18 protein-coding genes are annotated in these 15,652 nt (G+C 65.2%); 17 read left to right on the top strand and 1 reads right to left on the bottom strand.

What is annotated here, in order from left to right:
• Positions 1 to 46 precede the first annotated feature (46 nt).
• The 17 genes from K8P10_RS09980 to K8P10_RS10060 all read left to right on the top strand — a co-directional run bounded on the left by K8P10_RS09980 (position 47) and on the right by K8P10_RS10060 (position 15,236).
• Positions 47 to 616: a hypothetical protein gene (locus K8P10_RS09980; RefSeq protein WP_224778777.1), complete on the top strand. Its 570-nt coding sequence runs from the start codon at positions 47 to 49 to the stop codon at positions 614 to 616.
• Positions 613 to 951 (top strand): hypothetical protein, encoded by a 339-nt coding sequence (locus K8P10_RS09985; protein ID WP_224778778.1) that lies wholly within the window; start codon positions 613 to 615, stop codon positions 949 to 951. The genes K8P10_RS09980 and K8P10_RS09985 overlap by 4 nt, the downstream gene beginning before the upstream one ends.
• A 48-nt stretch (positions 952 to 999) precedes the next feature.
• The gene (locus K8P10_RS09990; RefSeq protein WP_224778779.1) at positions 1,000 to 1,203 is read left to right on the top strand and encodes a hypothetical protein; all 204 of its coding nucleotides are present in this window, start codon (positions 1,000 to 1,002) and stop codon (positions 1,201 to 1,203) included.
• A complete protein-coding gene (locus K8P10_RS09995; RefSeq protein WP_224778780.1) occupies positions 1,196 to 1,585 on the top strand; it encodes a hypothetical protein in 390 nt (129 codons plus the stop codon). Before K8P10_RS09990 ends, K8P10_RS09995 begins: the two co-directional genes overlap by 8 nt.
• A gap of 30 nt (positions 1,586 to 1,615) precedes the next feature.
• Entirely contained in the window at positions 1,616 to 1,915 is a 300-nt protein-coding gene (locus K8P10_RS10000; RefSeq protein ID WP_224778781.1) for a hypothetical protein, read from the top strand.
• Positions 1,908 to 2,486 (top strand): hypothetical protein, encoded by a 579-nt coding sequence (locus tag K8P10_RS10005; protein WP_224778782.1) that lies wholly within the window; start codon positions 1,908 to 1,910, stop codon positions 2,484 to 2,486. Before K8P10_RS10000 ends, K8P10_RS10005 begins: the two co-directional genes overlap by 8 nt.
• 90 nt (positions 2,487 to 2,576) lie before the next feature.
• Positions 2,577 to 2,888, top strand: coding sequence for a hypothetical protein (locus K8P10_RS10010; RefSeq protein ID WP_224778783.1), 312 nt, complete (start codon positions 2,577 to 2,579; stop codon positions 2,886 to 2,888).
• Positions 2,889 to 3,022: 134 nt separating this feature from the next.
• Positions 3,023 to 3,283, top strand: a complete 261-nt coding sequence (locus K8P10_RS10015) for a hypothetical protein (RefSeq protein WP_224778784.1) — start codon at positions 3,023 to 3,025, stop codon at positions 3,281 to 3,283.
• 36 nt (positions 3,284 to 3,319) lie between these two features.
• A complete protein-coding gene (locus K8P10_RS10020; protein WP_224778785.1) occupies positions 3,320 to 7,051 on the top strand; it encodes a peptidoglycan DD-metalloendopeptidase family protein in 3,732 nt (1,243 codons plus the stop codon).
• A complete protein-coding gene (locus K8P10_RS10025; RefSeq protein WP_224778786.1) occupies positions 7,052 to 10,876 on the top strand; it encodes a fibronectin type III domain-containing protein in 3,825 nt (1,274 codons plus the stop codon).
• A 12-nt stretch (positions 10,877 to 10,888) separates the two neighbouring features.
• Entirely contained in the window at positions 10,889 to 11,935 is a 1,047-nt protein-coding gene (locus tag K8P10_RS10030; RefSeq protein WP_224778787.1) for a hypothetical protein, read from the top strand.
• Positions 11,932 to 12,516 (top strand): hypothetical protein, encoded by a 585-nt coding sequence (locus tag K8P10_RS10035; protein WP_224778788.1) that lies wholly within the window; start codon positions 11,932 to 11,934, stop codon positions 12,514 to 12,516. The genes K8P10_RS10030 and K8P10_RS10035 overlap by 4 nt, the downstream gene beginning before the upstream one ends.
• Before the next feature lie 8 nt (positions 12,517 to 12,524).
• Positions 12,525 to 13,079, top strand: a complete 555-nt coding sequence (locus K8P10_RS10040) for a procyclic acidic repetitive family protein (protein ID WP_224778789.1) — start codon at positions 12,525 to 12,527, stop codon at positions 13,077 to 13,079.
• Between the two features lie 35 nt (positions 13,080 to 13,114).
• A complete protein-coding gene (locus K8P10_RS10045) occupies positions 13,115 to 13,843 on the top strand; it encodes a M23 family metallopeptidase (RefSeq protein WP_224778790.1) in 729 nt (242 codons plus the stop codon).
• A 10-nt stretch (positions 13,844 to 13,853) separates the two neighbouring features.
• Positions 13,854 to 14,240 carry a hypothetical protein gene (locus tag K8P10_RS10050; RefSeq protein WP_224778791.1) on the top strand — a complete coding sequence of 129 codons (387 nt, stop codon included), beginning with the start codon at positions 13,854 to 13,856 and terminating at the stop codon, positions 14,238 to 14,240.
• Positions 14,241 to 14,413: 173 nt separating this feature from the next.
• Entirely contained in the window at positions 14,414 to 14,851 is a 438-nt protein-coding gene (locus tag K8P10_RS10055) for a hypothetical protein (RefSeq protein WP_224778792.1), read from the top strand.
• Entirely contained in the window at positions 14,832 to 15,236 is a 405-nt protein-coding gene (locus K8P10_RS10060; protein WP_224778793.1) for a hypothetical protein, read from the top strand. The genes K8P10_RS10055 and K8P10_RS10060 overlap by 20 nt, the downstream gene beginning before the upstream one ends.
• 45 nt (positions 15,237 to 15,281) lie before the next feature.
• Here K8P10_RS10060 and K8P10_RS10065 read toward each other — a convergent pair whose 3' ends face one another.
• Positions 15,282 to 15,638 carry a hypothetical protein gene (locus K8P10_RS10065; RefSeq protein ID WP_224778794.1) on the bottom strand — a complete coding sequence of 119 codons (357 nt, stop codon included), beginning with the start codon at positions 15,636 to 15,638 and terminating at the stop codon, positions 15,282 to 15,284.
• Between the last annotated feature and the right edge of the window lie 14 nt (positions 15,639 to 15,652).

Genomic DNA, 15,652 nt, shown 5'->3' on the forward strand with positions numbered 1-15,652 from the left:
ACCGTGGGGCCGCGCCGACCAACTCGACGAAGGGGGCGACATCACCATGCCCAAAGAGACTCCGGATCTCGTCCTCTCCGTCGAGGAGATCCAGAAACTCACCAACAGACCACTCGACCAGGTGCTCGCCAAGACGATCGCCAGCGCCGCATCCCGCGCAGTGCGCGACCGCTGCGGCTGGCGCGTCGCGGGCCAGATCACCGAGACACTCACGCTCAGCGCACGCTCCGACCGCCTCCTCACACTCCCCTCACTCCACGTCAGCAACATCGCCGAGATCCGCGAAGACGGCCACCGCCTCGAACTCGATCGCGATTACGACTGGGACACCAACGGCATCATCGAACGCCTCACCGGACGATGGAACCGACGCCGGCGAAAGATCGACATCACCCTCACGCACGGCTTCCACGAGTGCCCCGGCGCGATCGCCGAAGCGCTCGCCGCCGCGATCGCGCGCGGAACGCTCACGCCTGCAGGGAACATCGTCAGCGAGACGACCCTCGGCGCGGCCGTGCAGTTCGGTCGCGGGCCAGGCGGCACGGCGGCGGGTTCGATGTTCCTTCCTCACGAACTCGAGGCACTCGACGCGTTCCGGATCCCGAGAACACGATGAGCACTTTCGACACCATGACCGTGACGAGGCTCCGTTATCCCGCGCTCACCCGACACGGCTCCACCACCACAGACTTCCGCGCTGAACCCGCCACGCACGACATCGCGGGGTGCTGGATCGAACCCCTCGAGTCAGAAGACGCTCCAAATGCGCGCAACGCGACAAAGACCGGATACCGGCTCAAGTTGCCATTCGGTTCCTCGCTCGTGGACGCGACGGATCACGTCCTCATCGACGGCATCGAGTACGAACTCGAGGGCGACGCATTCCACGTGCGCTCCCCGACCGGATACCTCAACCACACGCAAGCGAAGGTGACGCGCTGGGAGGGCTGACACATGGCCAGAAGGTTCCGACCGGACGTTCGCGGGTTCAACGAAGCGATGAAACTTCCCACCGTTGGCGCCGCGCTCCTCGAGCACGGCGAAGCGTGGGCGGCTGACGCGGGAGAAGGTTTCGAGGCCGTGCTCGACACTCGTCACCCCTGGCTCGACCGCGTATTCGTTCAACCGGCGACTGCCGCGGCGCACCGCGCGAACCGCCGCGATCAAATACTCATGCGGGTCTGGGGGCGTCAACTTGGCTGAGCACCTCGCGTTCGACGACGTTGAAGACGAAGTAGCCGGGTACCTATTCGAGAGCACGGGCGTCGCCTCCGGCGAAGAGGTGCCGAACCCCAAGCCGAACGAGTTCCACGAGGTCGAGCAGATCGGCGGCGGCATGGTCACGCCCGTCTCCGGTCGGACGCTCCTTCTGATCAAAAGCCACGGGCCGACGAAGCGGGACGCGGGGCGCGTAGCGCGCGCCGCCAGAACCGCGATGGCACGCATCCGACGACTCGGCGACAACCCCGTCTATGAGGTCGAGGTAGGCGCAGAGCGCTGGTCTCCGGATCCCGACACCGAAGGACCCCGGTACCAGTTCCCAGTGACTCTGCACTCGCGAGTCACTATCACCCAGGCCCCGTGAATCGGGGCCTTTTCTATGTCAGGAGAACACATGACGAAGGTCACGTTCGCGTCGCGCTGGGTGAGCCCATCCGGTGAGACGTACCAGGGCGGCGACACCGCCGAGATCGACCCCGCCACCGCGCGAAACCTCGTGATTCGGGGCAAGGTGCGCTACGCGGCCGCCGACACCGATTCGGCGGAGACCGAGACGGGCGACTCCGAGCAGTCCAGTCCCGATGCCGCGGCCGCGCCGGCGGCGCAGACCCCGCCGGAGGCCGCCAAGCCCGAGGCAGATCCCAAGCCGGAGAAGCCGGCGAGAACGAGCCCGAAGGGGGCAAGAGGTGTCTAAGAACCTGAACAACGTCCGCGTCTATGGCGGACTCGCCACTGAGGTCTGGTTCGCCAAGAAGGGCGCCGGAACCCTCCCGACGACTCTCGTCGAGCCCGGCGCGCCGTTCGAATCGGTCGGCTGGCTTCACGAAGACGGTATCGATCTCGAACTCTCCGCTGACATCGAGAAGTTCAAGGGCATGCAGGGCGGCACGACGCTCCGCACCGAGGTCACCTCGACCGAAAAGAGCTTCAAGATCCAGTGCATCGAGGAGTCGCCGCTCGTCTCCGCGCTCTACTGGGGGCACGAGAAGCCGACCGTGACCGGAGAGGGCGCCGATCGCGTCGCACGGATCGATCTGCCGGAGTCGCTGCGCACCGTCGAGCGTCAGGCGGTCATCCGATTCGTCGACGATCTGGGCGTCGAGAAGTTCCTGTGCTGCGACCTCGTGCAGGCCACCGAGCGCGGCACCGTCGGGCACAAGAAGTCCGACCTGACGGGGTACGAGATCACATTCGAGATCATCGGCGATTCCTACATCCTCACGAACGCCGAGTCGTTCCTCGAGGCCGGAGTCGAGGCTCCGTAACCGACCGGGTGGCGCGGCGTTCGTGTGGGTTCCGCCGCGTCACCCTAACCCCGAACCCACACGACACATCCACACGAAGGAGAACCCACCATGCCCGAGATCCCCGAAGGCGCGAAGACCCCCACCGACCACAAGAAGAAGAAGAAGCCGAAGAAGGAAGCCATGCGGCACGAGTGGAAGGGTGAGACCTACACCCTCGTGAGCCCGGAGATCCTCGATGACGCTGATGTGCTCGAGGCGTTCGACAACCGGCAGGTGTCGGTCGCGCTCCGGCTCCTCCTCGGCGAGAAGGAGTACGCGCGACTCAAGCGGAACCTCGCAGACGACGGCAGAACGAAGGCGAGCGACCTCGCCGAGTTCTTCACCTCGCTCGCTGAGGAGATTCCCGACGTAAAAAACTAGATCAGCTCCTGCAGATCCTCCGGATATGTCCCGAACGCCTCGAGGCCGACCTCCGACGCTACTACGGCGTCAGACTGGACGATCTCTACGACGGCACGGAGACACCAACGCACATCGCGAATCTCGCGGTCCACATGCCTCGTGGATCGCAACTCGGGCAGTTCTTCGGCGGTCCAGCGGCGATCACCGATGAGACCGAATCCGGGTGGCTCGTCGAGCATGCGGTGATCGCGGTCAATTCCAAGAAGCCCTCGAAGGTGAAGCGGAGACCGTACCCCGAGGGGATCTACGAGCAGGAGCAGCAACAGGCGCATTTCGAGTCTCAGGCGCACGCCTGGCGCGAGAAACAGCGCCAGCGCCGCGAGGCGCAGCAACGGAAAGACGAGCAGCCCTGATTCGGGCGGCCCCAACTCTAAGAGAGGGGGCCGCCCGTGTCATCCAACCCCAGTCTCGGTGTCGCCTACCTGACGCTCCTTCCCACCATGAAGGGCTCGAGCAAGGTCATCGAGAAGGAGCTCGGCGGCGTTCCCGCCAGCAAGATCGGCTCGTCGATGGGTGCCCGTCTCACGAACGGGTTCAAGGCTGTCTCTACGGTCACGATGGCGGCCGCAGGTACCGCTCTCGGTGTCGCTCTGACGAAGGGATTCGGCCGCCTCAAGGCGATCGACCAGGCGCAGGCGAAGCTCCGTGGCCTCGGCAACGACTCAAAGACCATCGAGAAGATCATGACGAACGCGACCGCAGCGGTCAAGGGGACAGCGTTCGGTCTCGACGAAGCGGCGACCGCAGCCGCTGGCGCTATGGCTGCCGGCGTCAAGCCGGGTAAGGAACTCGAGCGCAACCTCAAGCTCGTCGCGGACGCGGCGACGATCGCCGGTACGGACATGGGTTCGATGGGCGCGATCTTCAACAAGGTCGCCGCCTCGAACAAGGTCCAGATGGACGTGATCAATCAGCTCCACGACGCCGGCGTCCCGGCGCTCAGCTTCCTGGCGAAGACGATGGGGGTGACCTCCGAAGAAGCGTCGAAAATGGCCTCTGCAGGAGAGATCGATTTCGCTACCTTCCAGAAGGCCATGGAGGAGGGCCTCGGTGGTGCCGCTCAGTCGAGCGGGGACACGTTCTCAGGAGCCATGGCCAACGTATTCGCTGCTCTAGGGCGGATCGGAGCCGGAATCATGGGCGGCGTCTTCCCAAAACTTGCCCCCTTGTTCCAGTCAATTCAGGCCGCTCTCGGCCCGGTCGAGGATCAGGCTTCACGCCTGGGTGAGGTTATCGGGAACGTTGTCTCCCCGATGCTCGACCGGTTCGTGCAGCTACTCGAGGGCGGTACGGGGAAGCTCGCCGAAGCGAGAGCGGTGCTCGCTCCGGCCGCCGGCGCGTTCGCCGCTCTCGGCGCCTCCGGCCTTGCTCCGCTGATCGGGATGGTTCCGGGGTTGGGTGGTCTTGCCGGGGCGCTCGCGAGGCTCGGCGGGCCACTGGGTATCGCCGCTGGCTTGTTCATCGGTCTAGTTTCCACCTCCCCCGAGCTGCAGAGCGCCCTCTCGGACCTGCTCGGTGCGGTCCTCGGGCTCGCGACTAGCCTCGCCCCATACCTGCGGACCGTCGCCGAGATCGCCGGGGTAGTCCTGACGGAGGGTCTGCGTGTTCTCACGGGTGTGCTCACCGAGACCGCGAGCGTCCTCTCGGCAGTGATCTCCTGGGTCACAGAAAGTGACTCGCGCGTCAACGCTCTCGCAACCACCATAGGAATCGCCGCGGGAGCTTTCGTCGCGTACCGGGTGGCTCTCGCCGCGATCTCGTTCGCGAAGCTCACGGCTGGCCTGGTCGCCAACACTGCCGCGTGGGTCAGGAAGACAGCGGCGATGGTGGCCGACAAATGGGCCACGGTGCAAATCATCGGACTCTACGTCAAAGACTTCATTGTCGCGATGGCAAGTAAAACCGCGGCGCTCGCGCGGAGTGGCGCGGCGTGGGTCGCGAACACGGCAAAGCTCGTCGCTAACCGTGTGGCGCTGCTCGCGCACCAGGCGGGACTCAAGCTCTGGATTCAGCTCGCCGCGATGCAGGCCGCATCCCTTTGGAGGACCACGACCGCATGGGTACGCAACACGGCGGTCGTCGTCGGTCAGAAGGTCGCGCTTGTCGCTTCCACCGTGGCGACGAAGGCCGCGGCTGCAGCACAGGCATTGTTCAATGCGGCGCTGAAGGCGAATCCCATTGGACTCGTGATAACCGCCGTCACCGCTCTCGTCGGCGCTGTCGTCTGGTTCTTCACACAGACCGAGGCGGGGCGAGAGATCTTCGCTGCTGTCGTCGCAGCTTTCGCGATGGGTTGGGAGCAAATCAAGGCTGGATTCGCCGCGGTGACGGCCGCTTTTGTCGCCGGTTGGGACCAGATCCGCGCCGGATTCGCGTTCGTCGTCTCCGCCTTCGCACTCGGCTGGGAGCAGATGAAGGCCGGCCTTGCTGCGGTTCGTGACTTCTTTGTGGGGATCTGGACCGCCATCACGGAGTGGATCTCCACGAAGATCAATCAGGCGAAACTGATCATCGCTGTCGGGGTGCTCGCCATACGGCTCGGGTGGGAGAAAACCTGGTCAGCGGTGCAACGGTTCTTTGTTTCCACTTGGACAGCAATAGTCACTTGGGTTACCACGAAGATCAATCAGGCCAAACAGATCATCGCTCTCGGCCTCGCTGTCGTACGCACCGTCTGGTCTGCTGGCTGGACTGCCGTCCGCAGCTTTTTCGTGAACACCTGGACCGCCATCACCTCCTGGCTGACCTCCGGACTCGCTGCAGTGCACAATCTGGTCCGCTCCGGAGTCGCGGCTGTGCGATCTGTGTGGTCCTCAACCTGGACTGCAATAAAGAACACATTCGTAACTATTTGGTCCGGGATCAAATCCACGCTCACCACCATGATCAACTTCGTCAAAACGAAGCCTGCCGAGGCGTTCCGCAAGGCGAAAGACGGCATCGTCACCGCGTGGAACAAGATCAAGGACGCCGCGAAAACACCTGTCAAATTCGTGTTGCAAAAAGTCATCAACGATGGGCTCATCGGAACGATCAACAAGATCCCCGGCGTCAACATCGCAGAGCTCGCCCTCCCCAAGGGCTTCCATGACGGCGGATACACCGGAGCCATGGCCGCGACGAAGGTTGCGGGCGTGGTGCATGGCGATGAGCATGTGATCCGCTCGGCATCACGTCGCGCGATCGAGGCGCGCCACCCTGGCGTGCTCGATCACATGAACCGTCATGGCAGCATCCCGGGGTACAAGGGCGGCGGGTTCGTGACGCCGCTTCCCCGGGGCAGCTACAGCGTATCGCAGCCGTTCCACAGTGGTCACAACGGTATCGACCTCGCCGCACCGACGGGGACGAAGACGATGGCGGCCGCCGCGGGACGCATCACGCACGCCGGGTGGGAGCCCGGCGGATCGTTCGGCGGCGGCAATCAGGTCAACGTGCTCCACGACGGAAACATCCTGACGTGGTACGCGCACCTCTCGTCGATAGCCGCGCGGGTGGGGCAGCAAGTGCGCAAGGGCCAGACGATCGGCCGGGTCGGTTCGACCGGCAACTCGACCGGCCCGCACCTGCACTACATGATCGAGACCGGATACCGGGGCAGCCTCGGTTCTGGCAACTGGATCAATCCCGCACCGTTCATGTCCGGGCACACCGCGCCGTCTGGCGGCGATGGTGGCTGGTGGAACCCGCTCGACGGTCTCGTCGATTGGGTGAAGACGAAGATCACGGACAAGTTCCCCGGCGGCGGTATGTGGGTCGATGCCGCGGCAGGGCTCGCGAAGCAGACAGCCGAGAACGCGGTGAAGCACTTCACCTCATTCATCGGCAAGGACGATCACGGCCAGGCGAGCACCCGCAAACCGCTGCTGTTCGACAACGGCGGATGGCTCCCGACAGGCGTGAGCTTGGTCGAGAACCGAACCGGGCGACCTGAACCGATCTTCACCGGCGACGAGTTCGACCGAATGGTCGGCGACAAGGGTGAGGGCGGCGGTCCCGACCGGGCGACGTTCGAGATCTACGACACCGACGGCGTGCTCGTCGGCGTCATCGACGGACGCATCAAACAGAAGCTCGCCCCGGCGAGCCGTTCGAGAGCTCGAGAGGAGCTAGGAGTCTAGATGTCTATCCACTGGGGCGCATGGCGCAATCATGTTCGCATCGGCATTGAAACCGTCATGTCGCCCCGTTCGGTGGGATCTGGCACCTCCTCGGTCCGGTTGACGCATCGCGTCCACCTGCAGACCGATCGCACGGCGTGGATCACCAGCCTCGACATCACGATGAACTTCTCCGGGTACTGGGGCGGAGGCTCCCGTACCCGGAGAATCACGGTCGGCACGAACAGTCGAATCGTGATCCACGAGACCTCTGGCAGTCGCGCAACCTCGGGGTCGAGACAGAACCTCTCGTATGGCGTCTCTGTCACTCACCCGCTCGGTTCGTCGTCGGTTTCTCGACGATTCCCGATTCCAGCGCGTCCGGCGGCCCGTCCGACCGCGCCCCGGATCGACCGCGTAGTCCGGTCGAGCGACGTGCAGCACCGCCCCGAGTGGTCCCGCACCTCGACCTATACCTCCGTCACCGTGCAGCGGTCCGTCGGCGATGGCCGTTGGGTGCAGGTGGGCCGCCCGAGCGGGAACCCCTCGAACTTCACCGACCGCACGACAAAGGCGAACGGCCGCTACTACTACCGCGTTCAGGGCCACAACTCCGCCGGCGCTTCACCATGGTCGAACACCTTCGGACCGGTCTACACGACGCCCTCCGCACCGTCGAACGTCCGCGCGGTACGCGTCTCCGGCGGCATCCGGATCTCGGCGACCGCTCCGAATCCGTGGGTCCAGTCCTACGACATCCGGGATGGCAACACGACCGTCGCAACCGGCGTGCAGCTCCCATGGACCCATCAGAACCCCGACCCTGCAGTCACTCACCGCTACACGGTGCGCGCTCGACGCGGGACGCTGCTCGGCTCATGGTCGTCGGCGTCGAACACGGTCGAGCTGCAGGCCCCGCCGAAAGCGCCGACTGCGCTCACGCCGAACGGCGGAGCGCTCGACGGTGACAGTCCCCTCATCCTCCGTTGGCAGCACAACCCCGCCGATGCATCCGAGCAGACCAGGCGTCGGATCGAGTTTCAGCGCCCCGGCGAGACCTCGTGGAGACTCCTCGGCGAGATCCGCACGGCCGACGAGTTCGTGCTCATCAACGACCCCGCGACGCAGCTCGGCGCCGGCTCCTACGGGTCGGTGTCGTGGCGCGTCCGCACATGGGGAGATCACGCGAACGCTTCGCCGTGGTCGGCCACGGCGACCTTCGAACTCGTCGAGCGCCCCGGCGTCGCAATCCTGAGCCCCGAAGACGGGCTCCTGTTCCGGCCCGAGCTCGCGCTCGAGTGGTCCTGGTTCCAATCACAGGACCGACCGCAGTCGGCCTGGCAAGTCGAGGTGCGCGACAGCGACGACATCGTGATCCTTGAACGTGACGGCCAAGGTGCCACCTCGACACTCGAGCAGGGCGCGCTATTCGCCGATGGTGAGAGCTACGTCGTGCGCGTGCGCGCGGCAACCGGAGATGTGTGGTCAGAGTGGGCCGAGGCAAACGTCGAGGTGGAGTTCATCGCTCCACTTCCGCCGGTTCTCGATGGGCGATGGAACGAGGACGCAGGGTCGGTATCGGTCGAAGTCGGCGAGGGCGACATCACGTCTGTTGCGATCGCGACGAACCGGGTCATCAATCCGAGTTTCGAAAGCGACGCCACGACCGATGTCGAGGTCTACCGCAACGGGTATCCAAACCCGGCGATGGGCGGCGCGTGGCGGGTGCTCGTCCACGAGAACCGGATTCCTTCGCCAATCATGCAGAGTGCGAACAGCACGCGAGGTTGGAGCGGTGCTTCGCTGGCGTTTGCAGATGGCGCTATCCGGGCGAGCGCATCGATGTACTCGGCGCTCATCCCGGTGACTGCGGGCGAGAGCATCACGGTTGAGTTCAAGGTTGCGTCGACGACTCTCTCCGCTCAGCCCAAGGTCGCGCTCGGATACGTATCTGGACTCGCGAACAACTGGACCTCCGTCGTATCCGAAGACACCCCGGTCTCGGCGATCAATACGGAGGAGACGAAGCGAGTGACGTTCGTCGTGCCGTCGGGGTACACGGAGCTGCGGCTCGGATTCTCCCGAAACAACTTCGGCATTGGAACGTTACAGGGGAACATTCGCCTCCGTCACATCACGACAGCCCCCGGGGTCATCTTCGATGGTTCGGTGTCCGACGACCCAGATCTAACGCCGGCGTGGGGTACCCTCGACTCGCCCGGTATTGAAAACGAATCCGCCTCGCGACTGTACGGGTGGCGGCCGGCTGGTCTGACCGCGGCGTACTGCATTCCGATCGTCTCGACGCGGTACACGAAGAACGGTATTCCGTCGTTGCGGCTGATCTCGACGGCTGAGAGCTCGTCCACGGATGCGTTCGTCTGGGCGAACATACCCGAGGAGTTCCAATCTGGCGGCGTCGCGGAAGTCTATTCATACCTCGAGAAGCCACTCGAGGGATCGATCAAGAGCTACTACGCGAGCCTCTCATTGCGGAACCCCCTAGCGCGGTCGAACCGGTCGAGCAACTCACGAGGCGAGCAGCTGCACCGGATCGAGTTCGGCGCGATGAGCGACACCTACCGGTTCCAGATGATCCACGGGGGTCTACGAGGGTCCGGCGACGTGTGGTTCGTTCTCCCTGGGATCTGGGCACCGGGTTACGCCGGTCCCTGGTTCCACGGCGAGGAGAGCCCTGATGAGGACATGGAGGCGCGCTGGACCGGTGCACGGTTCAACAGCTCGTGCGTGCTCGTCGGTCAGCGTCCGCCGGGGATAGCGGTTGTATACGGTTCGTGCATCAAGTCGAGCAGGTGGGCGGCAGAGGGTGATTACTCTCTGCGGTTGGTGAGCAACCGTCCCGGCGGCTCCGTGACCGCTGCGAGGTTCTGGGCGGACCCATCGCCGGCGGCCGAGGGTGCTCGTATCGTCGCGACGGCGTACCTCGATCGGGATCGGCCTGCGAGCGCGAGCCCGCGTCTCGGCACGATCGATGCTCTCACTCCGAGCCCTACCCGTTCGGTCGCACACAGCGGCGTCGCGGGCGCCGAGGAGCTCGAGATCTACACCTCCCCGGGAACGGGCACGGTCTCGATGCAGCTCGTCGGCGGCGTGCAGGGCGACCCCGATGTCTGGTTCGACCGCGTGGGAATCATCCTCGAGAGCTACAGGGGCGATTGGTTCGACGGTGACAGCGATTCGGTGGATACCGGCCTCGGGTTCAACCGTGCTCGCTGGGATGGTGTGCGCGACAACTCCACGTCGAGCCTCATCAGGCCGGCCGACACGGTTCGCACCGAGGTCTATCGGTCGATCGACTCGGGTGAAACATGGGAGCTGCTGGCGGCGGATCTCCCGCCGTCGGCGGATCTCGAGGACTGGGAGTCACTATCGGCCGGCGAGACGATGTATCGCGCGATCGCGTTCTCCGACATCGGAGCGACAGCGGTCGCCGAGATCACCGTGATCGCGGATTCTCCGGCACTGTGGCTCTCAGGTTCTGACGGGTACATCGTCGCCGCGCGGATGCCGTACGACGCAGAGGTGCAAGTCACGTCGGGGCGCGCGCGCACCGCGCAGCATTACGAGGGTCGGCCGCACGCGGTCGCGTACGCGGGTGAGGCGCTGACCCGGTCAGTACAGGCCGGCGGGCGACTCGTCCGACATGGTGACGGCAACGCGTCGCTCGAGCTGCTGCAGGACCTCGCCAACGCGGTCCACCCGGTGCACCTGTACCGGGATCCCACCGGTGTCAGGATCTACGGCTCGTGCAGCGATATTTCGTGGACGCACGAGGCGGCGATGGTGTGGAAGGTCTCGTTCGGTCTGAACGAGACGGAGCGGTAGAAGGGGGTGGCGATGGATCAGCGTCTCACGGGCCATCGTCGCCCCCGTTGGCGGACAGAGCTGCTCGACAGTGAGGATCGCCCGAAGCGGGACATCACGCCGTCGGCGGGCCGGATCGAGCTCGCGGCGACGACGCGACTGGGCGCCTCGGGCTCGATGTCGCTCGTCGGTTCGACAGCTGACATCGATTGGATGCGGGATCGGGTTCGCTTCACCTACGATCCCGGGATCCTCGGCGTGGACCCTTGGCCGGTGGCGACACTACTGTTGTCGTCACCGACCGAGGATCGCACCGATCTGCGCACGGCGTGGGAGGTCGAACTCCTGTCGAAACTCGCTGTGCTCGATGAGGACGCAATCCACGAGACGTTCTCACTTGCCGCCGGTACCCCGATCGTTCCGGCGGTCGTGGATCTCATCCGTTCCGCCGGTGAGACACGCATCGCAGTCACGGAGTCAGACACCACCCTCGCGAACCCGCAGGTGTGGCCGGCATCGACCCCGAAGCTCACGATCATCAACGACCTGCTGCAGGCGGCCGGTTACTGGTCACTGTGGGCAGACGGTGCGGGCCTGTTCCGTGTGGAGCCGTACCGGGCACCCGGCGATCGCGCAGTGTCGTGGGTGTTCGCTGCAGGCGAGGCCGCGATTCACACGCCCGACTGGGGACGCGAGCAGGATCTCGCGAGCGTCCCCAACCGGTACATCGTTGTCGGGCAGGGCTCAGACGACACGCCTCCCCTCGTCGGCGTCGCGTCCAACGAAGACGCCGACAGCCCGTTCGGCTACGAAGCACGAGGGCGATGGATCACCCGCACCGAGGAGGGCGTCGAGGGCAGCACACAAACCGTCTTCGACCAACTCGCTCAGCGCCGCCTCGCCGACGCCATGTCACCCGTGGCGAAACTCGACGCAACCCACGCCATCATCCCTCTCAACCCCAACGACCTCGTCGAGTTCGCACCCACCACGCGCGAACCCGTCAGAGCCACCGTCCAACGCATGGCCTACACCCTCGGATTCGACGCCCAATGCTCCGCAGAGTGGAGAGAAGCATGAACGACATCGACCTCGCAGAGATCTGGCGTCGAATGCGAGCGCTCGCCGCAGTTGCTCGAGGAAAACCTGATCTCAAGTGGGCGACCGTTCGAGCGGTGAATCCAACCTCGGTCCAGATCGACGGAGACGAGGCTCCGCTGCTCGCTGCGCCGTCCACGCTCGTGACTGGTGTCTCGGTCGGCAGCCGCGTTCTCGTCGCACTGCACCAACGCCGGGCAACGATCATCGGACACGGCGGAAAGCTGAACTGGCAGCCACTCCCGCTCTCAGATCGGATCGATGTGCACCAAGGGCAGCGGCCCGAGTGGGCGATCGCAGGCGGCAAACTGCACCTGCAGGGCGCTCTCACCCGTAGCTCCGGCTCATTCAGCACGTCATACGTCTCCGTGATCCCAGGAGGCGGCATACCGGATCTCCCAGGCGTGCGAGACGGCTACAAATCGGTACGACTCCTCGCATCTGGCGGCGGAGCTCCCCCGGGGCGCTCGTACATCAGCGCGTCCGGCGAAATGCTCATCGCGACCACAGGCGGGACCGCGAGTTATTACACGCTCAACAGCGAGTACCTGATCGACAGTTAGGAACCATCGTGACTCACTATCAAGTGCAAGCCATCCTCGTCGAGGACAATATGCTGCTCCGCCGCGTCGCCGCGTGCGTGACCGCTACCGGACTCATCAGCTCCGATCCGTTCGGTTGGGCGAAGGAGAATCGCTGGCAGCTCGCCGTACAGCCCGGTTGGTGCTGCATCGTAAACCAGACCGGATCATCTGACGACATCAGCGACGCGATGATCCGCCGAGCCGTCGAGGGCATTCTCGAGATCGAACTCCCGGATCCGGAGCCCGAGCCGGAACCGGAACCGGAGCCCGAGCCGGAGCCCGAGCCCGAGCCGGAACCGGAACCGGATCCGGAGCCCGAGCCGGAACCGGAACCGGAGCCCGAGCCGGAGCCCGAGCCGGAGCCCGAGCCCGAGCCGCAACCGGAACCGGAACCGGAGCCCGAGCCGGAGCCCGAGCCCGAGCCGGAACCGGAACCGGAGCCCGAGCCGGAACCGGAACCGGAGCCCGAGCCGGAACCGGAACCGGAACCGGAACCGGAGCCCGAGCCGGATACATCCGCAAACGGAGGGACGCACTTATGAGTATCAGATTGAGGCACCCCGTACCCGGGGCACGCATGACAGACACGTACGGGTGGCGCGGAGCAATCCCCGGCGTCGTCGCTGCACAGCTGCACAACGGTCAGGACTGGGCAGCGAACGCGGGCACCCGAATCCTCGCCGCGCACGACGGATGGGTCGCGTTCAACGGTTGGGACCCTCAGGGCGGTGGCTGGCTCATCGAGATCCGCGACAACTCCGGATTCGCCACCCGATACGCACACATGAATGCCCCGTCGCACCTCGCATACGGGCAGCGCGTGAAGGCGGGCCAGAAGGTCGGCGAGGTCGGCGCGACTGGCTGGGCGACCGGCCCGCACCTGCACTTCATCCTGCGTCTCGCCAGCGGTGCAACCACGGACCCCCTCCCGTTCATCGTGAACCTCTCGGCGGCGTCCGCGAAGCCGAGCCCGAACCCCACACCCAAACCGAAACCCCTGCAGTTCCCTGAGGAGGACGAAGACATGCCCACGAGAACGATCGTCCGGGTCGATCCCCGGTACAAGACCGAATACACCCTGGCACACCCGAGCATCGGGCTCGACCTGAACGGCAGCCAGATGCGCAAGAGCGGCAACGTGAACATCTACCGCGGGTTCATGGTCACTGCGTCGCCGGGTATCGGCAAGGCGTGGTGCCGCTTGTACGGCATCGGTGCCGGGGTCCCGCACTGCCGCCATAACCGAACCGACTACATCAACGCGCAGTCCGAAGCGCGCCGCCTCTCCCAGCAGATCAACCGATAAGGAGTTCACCATGCCGAACACCGACAAGGGCCGCGAAGCCCGCAAGTACGCATACGCCGTCGGCCTCGCCGCCGGCCCCGTCCTGATCTTCTACGGCTACATGAGCGCCGAGGAGTTCGCCATCTGGGCCGGCTTCGGTGCGACCGTGCTCGGCGTTGCGAACAGCGCCCCCGCGCTCGCGAACCTCACGCCGAAGACCCGCACCCAGCGGGACGGCCCGCACGCTGATCTGCTCCCGGAGTCCGCGCTGCTCGACGCGACCACCGTCGACGATCTTCCCGACGAGGAAGACGGACCCGACGACACCGAATACTACGACGAGTTCGAAGAAGTCGACGGACCGACGACCGGCGCAGAGTCTGCGTTCCTCGCCGCGCCCGATCACGGGCGGCGCTGACGCGGATGCTCACCCCCGAACTCATCATCGCGGCCGCGGCGTTGTTCATCATCGTCGCGGCCGTGGTCATCGTAGGAAGGATCCGAGATGGGTCTCATCGTCGCCGCAATCGGCGTAGCGATCATCGGGAGCGCGGTCGTGCTCGCCGTCCACCTCTGCACACGGGAGAAATCATGACGACCTCGCCTCCTACGCTACGCAGTCGCCTGCAGAACCCTGCCGAGCTCGTCATGCTGACGTTCTACTTCATCGGCGGCGCGGTGATGCTCGTCGGTGGAGTTACTGCGCCCGTGCGCGATGCCCTCGGTGACGGGTTCCACCAGGCGTGGGTCGGTCTGCTCCTCGGTGGTCCCGCACTGTCGATCTGGGGCATCCTCAGCCCGAACCAATGGCTCGGCGGATGGTTCAAGCTCGGCGGAGGGCTCGCGATCACCACCGCGCTCGGTGCGTTCGCCGTCTCGCTCGGTGACGCGTTCGGACTTACCTTCACTGGCGTACTCGTGCTCGGACTCAACGCCGCCACACTCACCGCGGTTACACGCGACGCTCTCCAGCTCCGCCGTGCCGCGCATGCCGCACGGAGGGAGCGCCGTGGAAGCGTTCCTCTCTGACATCGGCCCCTACCTTGTCTCCGGTGGCATCTTCGGCGCGATCGCGACGGTCGCCGTCGCCGTCATCACGTCACGTTCGAAACGGGGAACCGAGCGCGCAGATGCCGCCGCCACGATCACCGAGTCTGCGACTGACCTGCTCACGCCCATGCGCGAGGAGTTGGCGCGTCTTCGTGAGAATCAGCAGCAACAGGCCGAGGACCATCGCGCCGAACTGCAGATTCTTACGCGACGTGTCGCGAAGCTCGAGGGAATGGTCGAAGAGTACGCGCGCCGTGAATGGGCACTCGTCGGCTACGTCCGCGCGCTCATCGATTCCCACCGCCGCCACGCACCGGGCGCGGAGCTTCCCCCCGTCCCACAAACACTCGCGGATCTCATCTGAACGCCCCCATCTGACTGCGGTCGGGTGGGGGCGTTTTCGTGCGTCCTAGCGCGGTCCGCCTTGCTGCTCTCTCTGAGCTTCAAGGTTGCGCCTGTGCTCATAGTAGGCGCCGGTGGCGTGGTTCTCTCGCCCGGTGACATGGCCACTGTTGTCCCACTTCACGGAGAAATTGGCGTCCTCGAGGGTGTCGTACATCGCGATCATTCGTCGCCGATGCGGTTCGGCGTTCCAGGTCATCACGAGGTACTTCGCGACCTGGATCCGGTCCGAGATCCGGTAGATCATCGCGGCAGGCACCTCTGTCGAGTTCCGCATTATCGCCCATACGTCGGTCTCAATCTGCACGTAGGGCATCCGTTTGCGCTGCGCGGCGGCCTCGCGAGCCCGGCGGCTCTCCTGCATCACGGCTCCTTATC

The sequence above is a fragment of the Leucobacter sp. Psy1 genome (assembly GCF_020096995.1).
Classification (GTDB): Bacteria; Actinomycetota; Actinomycetes; order Actinomycetales; family Microbacteriaceae; genus Leucobacter.

Coding starts and splice junctions, on each gene's coding strand:
- K8P10_RS09980 (WP_224778777.1), top strand. CDS start 47: ATGCCCAAAGAGACTCCGGATCTCGTCCTCTCCGTCGAGGAGATCCAG.
- K8P10_RS09985 (WP_224778778.1), top strand. CDS start 613: ATGAGCACTTTCGACACCATGACCGTGACGAGGCTCCGTTATCCCGCG.
- K8P10_RS09990 (WP_224778779.1), top strand. CDS start 1,000: ATGAAACTTCCCACCGTTGGCGCCGCGCTCCTCGAGCACGGCGAAGCG.
- K8P10_RS10000 (WP_224778781.1), top strand. CDS start 1,616: ATGACGAAGGTCACGTTCGCGTCGCGCTGGGTGAGCCCATCCGGTGAG.
- K8P10_RS10010 (WP_224778783.1), top strand. CDS start 2,577: ATGCCCGAGATCCCCGAAGGCGCGAAGACCCCCACCGACCACAAGAAG.
- K8P10_RS10015 (WP_224778784.1), top strand. CDS start 3,023: ATGCCTCGTGGATCGCAACTCGGGCAGTTCTTCGGCGGTCCAGCGGCG.
- K8P10_RS10025 (WP_224778786.1), top strand. CDS start 7,052: ATGTCTATCCACTGGGGCGCATGGCGCAATCATGTTCGCATCGGCATT.
- K8P10_RS10030 (WP_224778787.1), top strand. CDS start 10,889: ATGGATCAGCGTCTCACGGGCCATCGTCGCCCCCGTTGGCGGACAGAG.
- K8P10_RS10035 (WP_224778788.1), top strand. CDS start 11,932: ATGAACGACATCGACCTCGCAGAGATCTGGCGTCGAATGCGAGCGCTC.
- K8P10_RS10045 (WP_224778790.1), top strand. CDS start 13,115: ATGACAGACACGTACGGGTGGCGCGGAGCAATCCCCGGCGTCGTCGCT.
- K8P10_RS10050 (WP_224778791.1), top strand. CDS start 13,854: ATGCCGAACACCGACAAGGGCCGCGAAGCCCGCAAGTACGCATACGCC.
- K8P10_RS10055 (WP_224778792.1), top strand. CDS start 14,414: ATGACGACCTCGCCTCCTACGCTACGCAGTCGCCTGCAGAACCCTGCC.
- K8P10_RS10065 (WP_224778794.1), bottom strand. CDS start 15,638: ATGCAGGAGAGCCGCCGGGCTCGCGAGGCCGCCGCGCAGCGCAAACGG.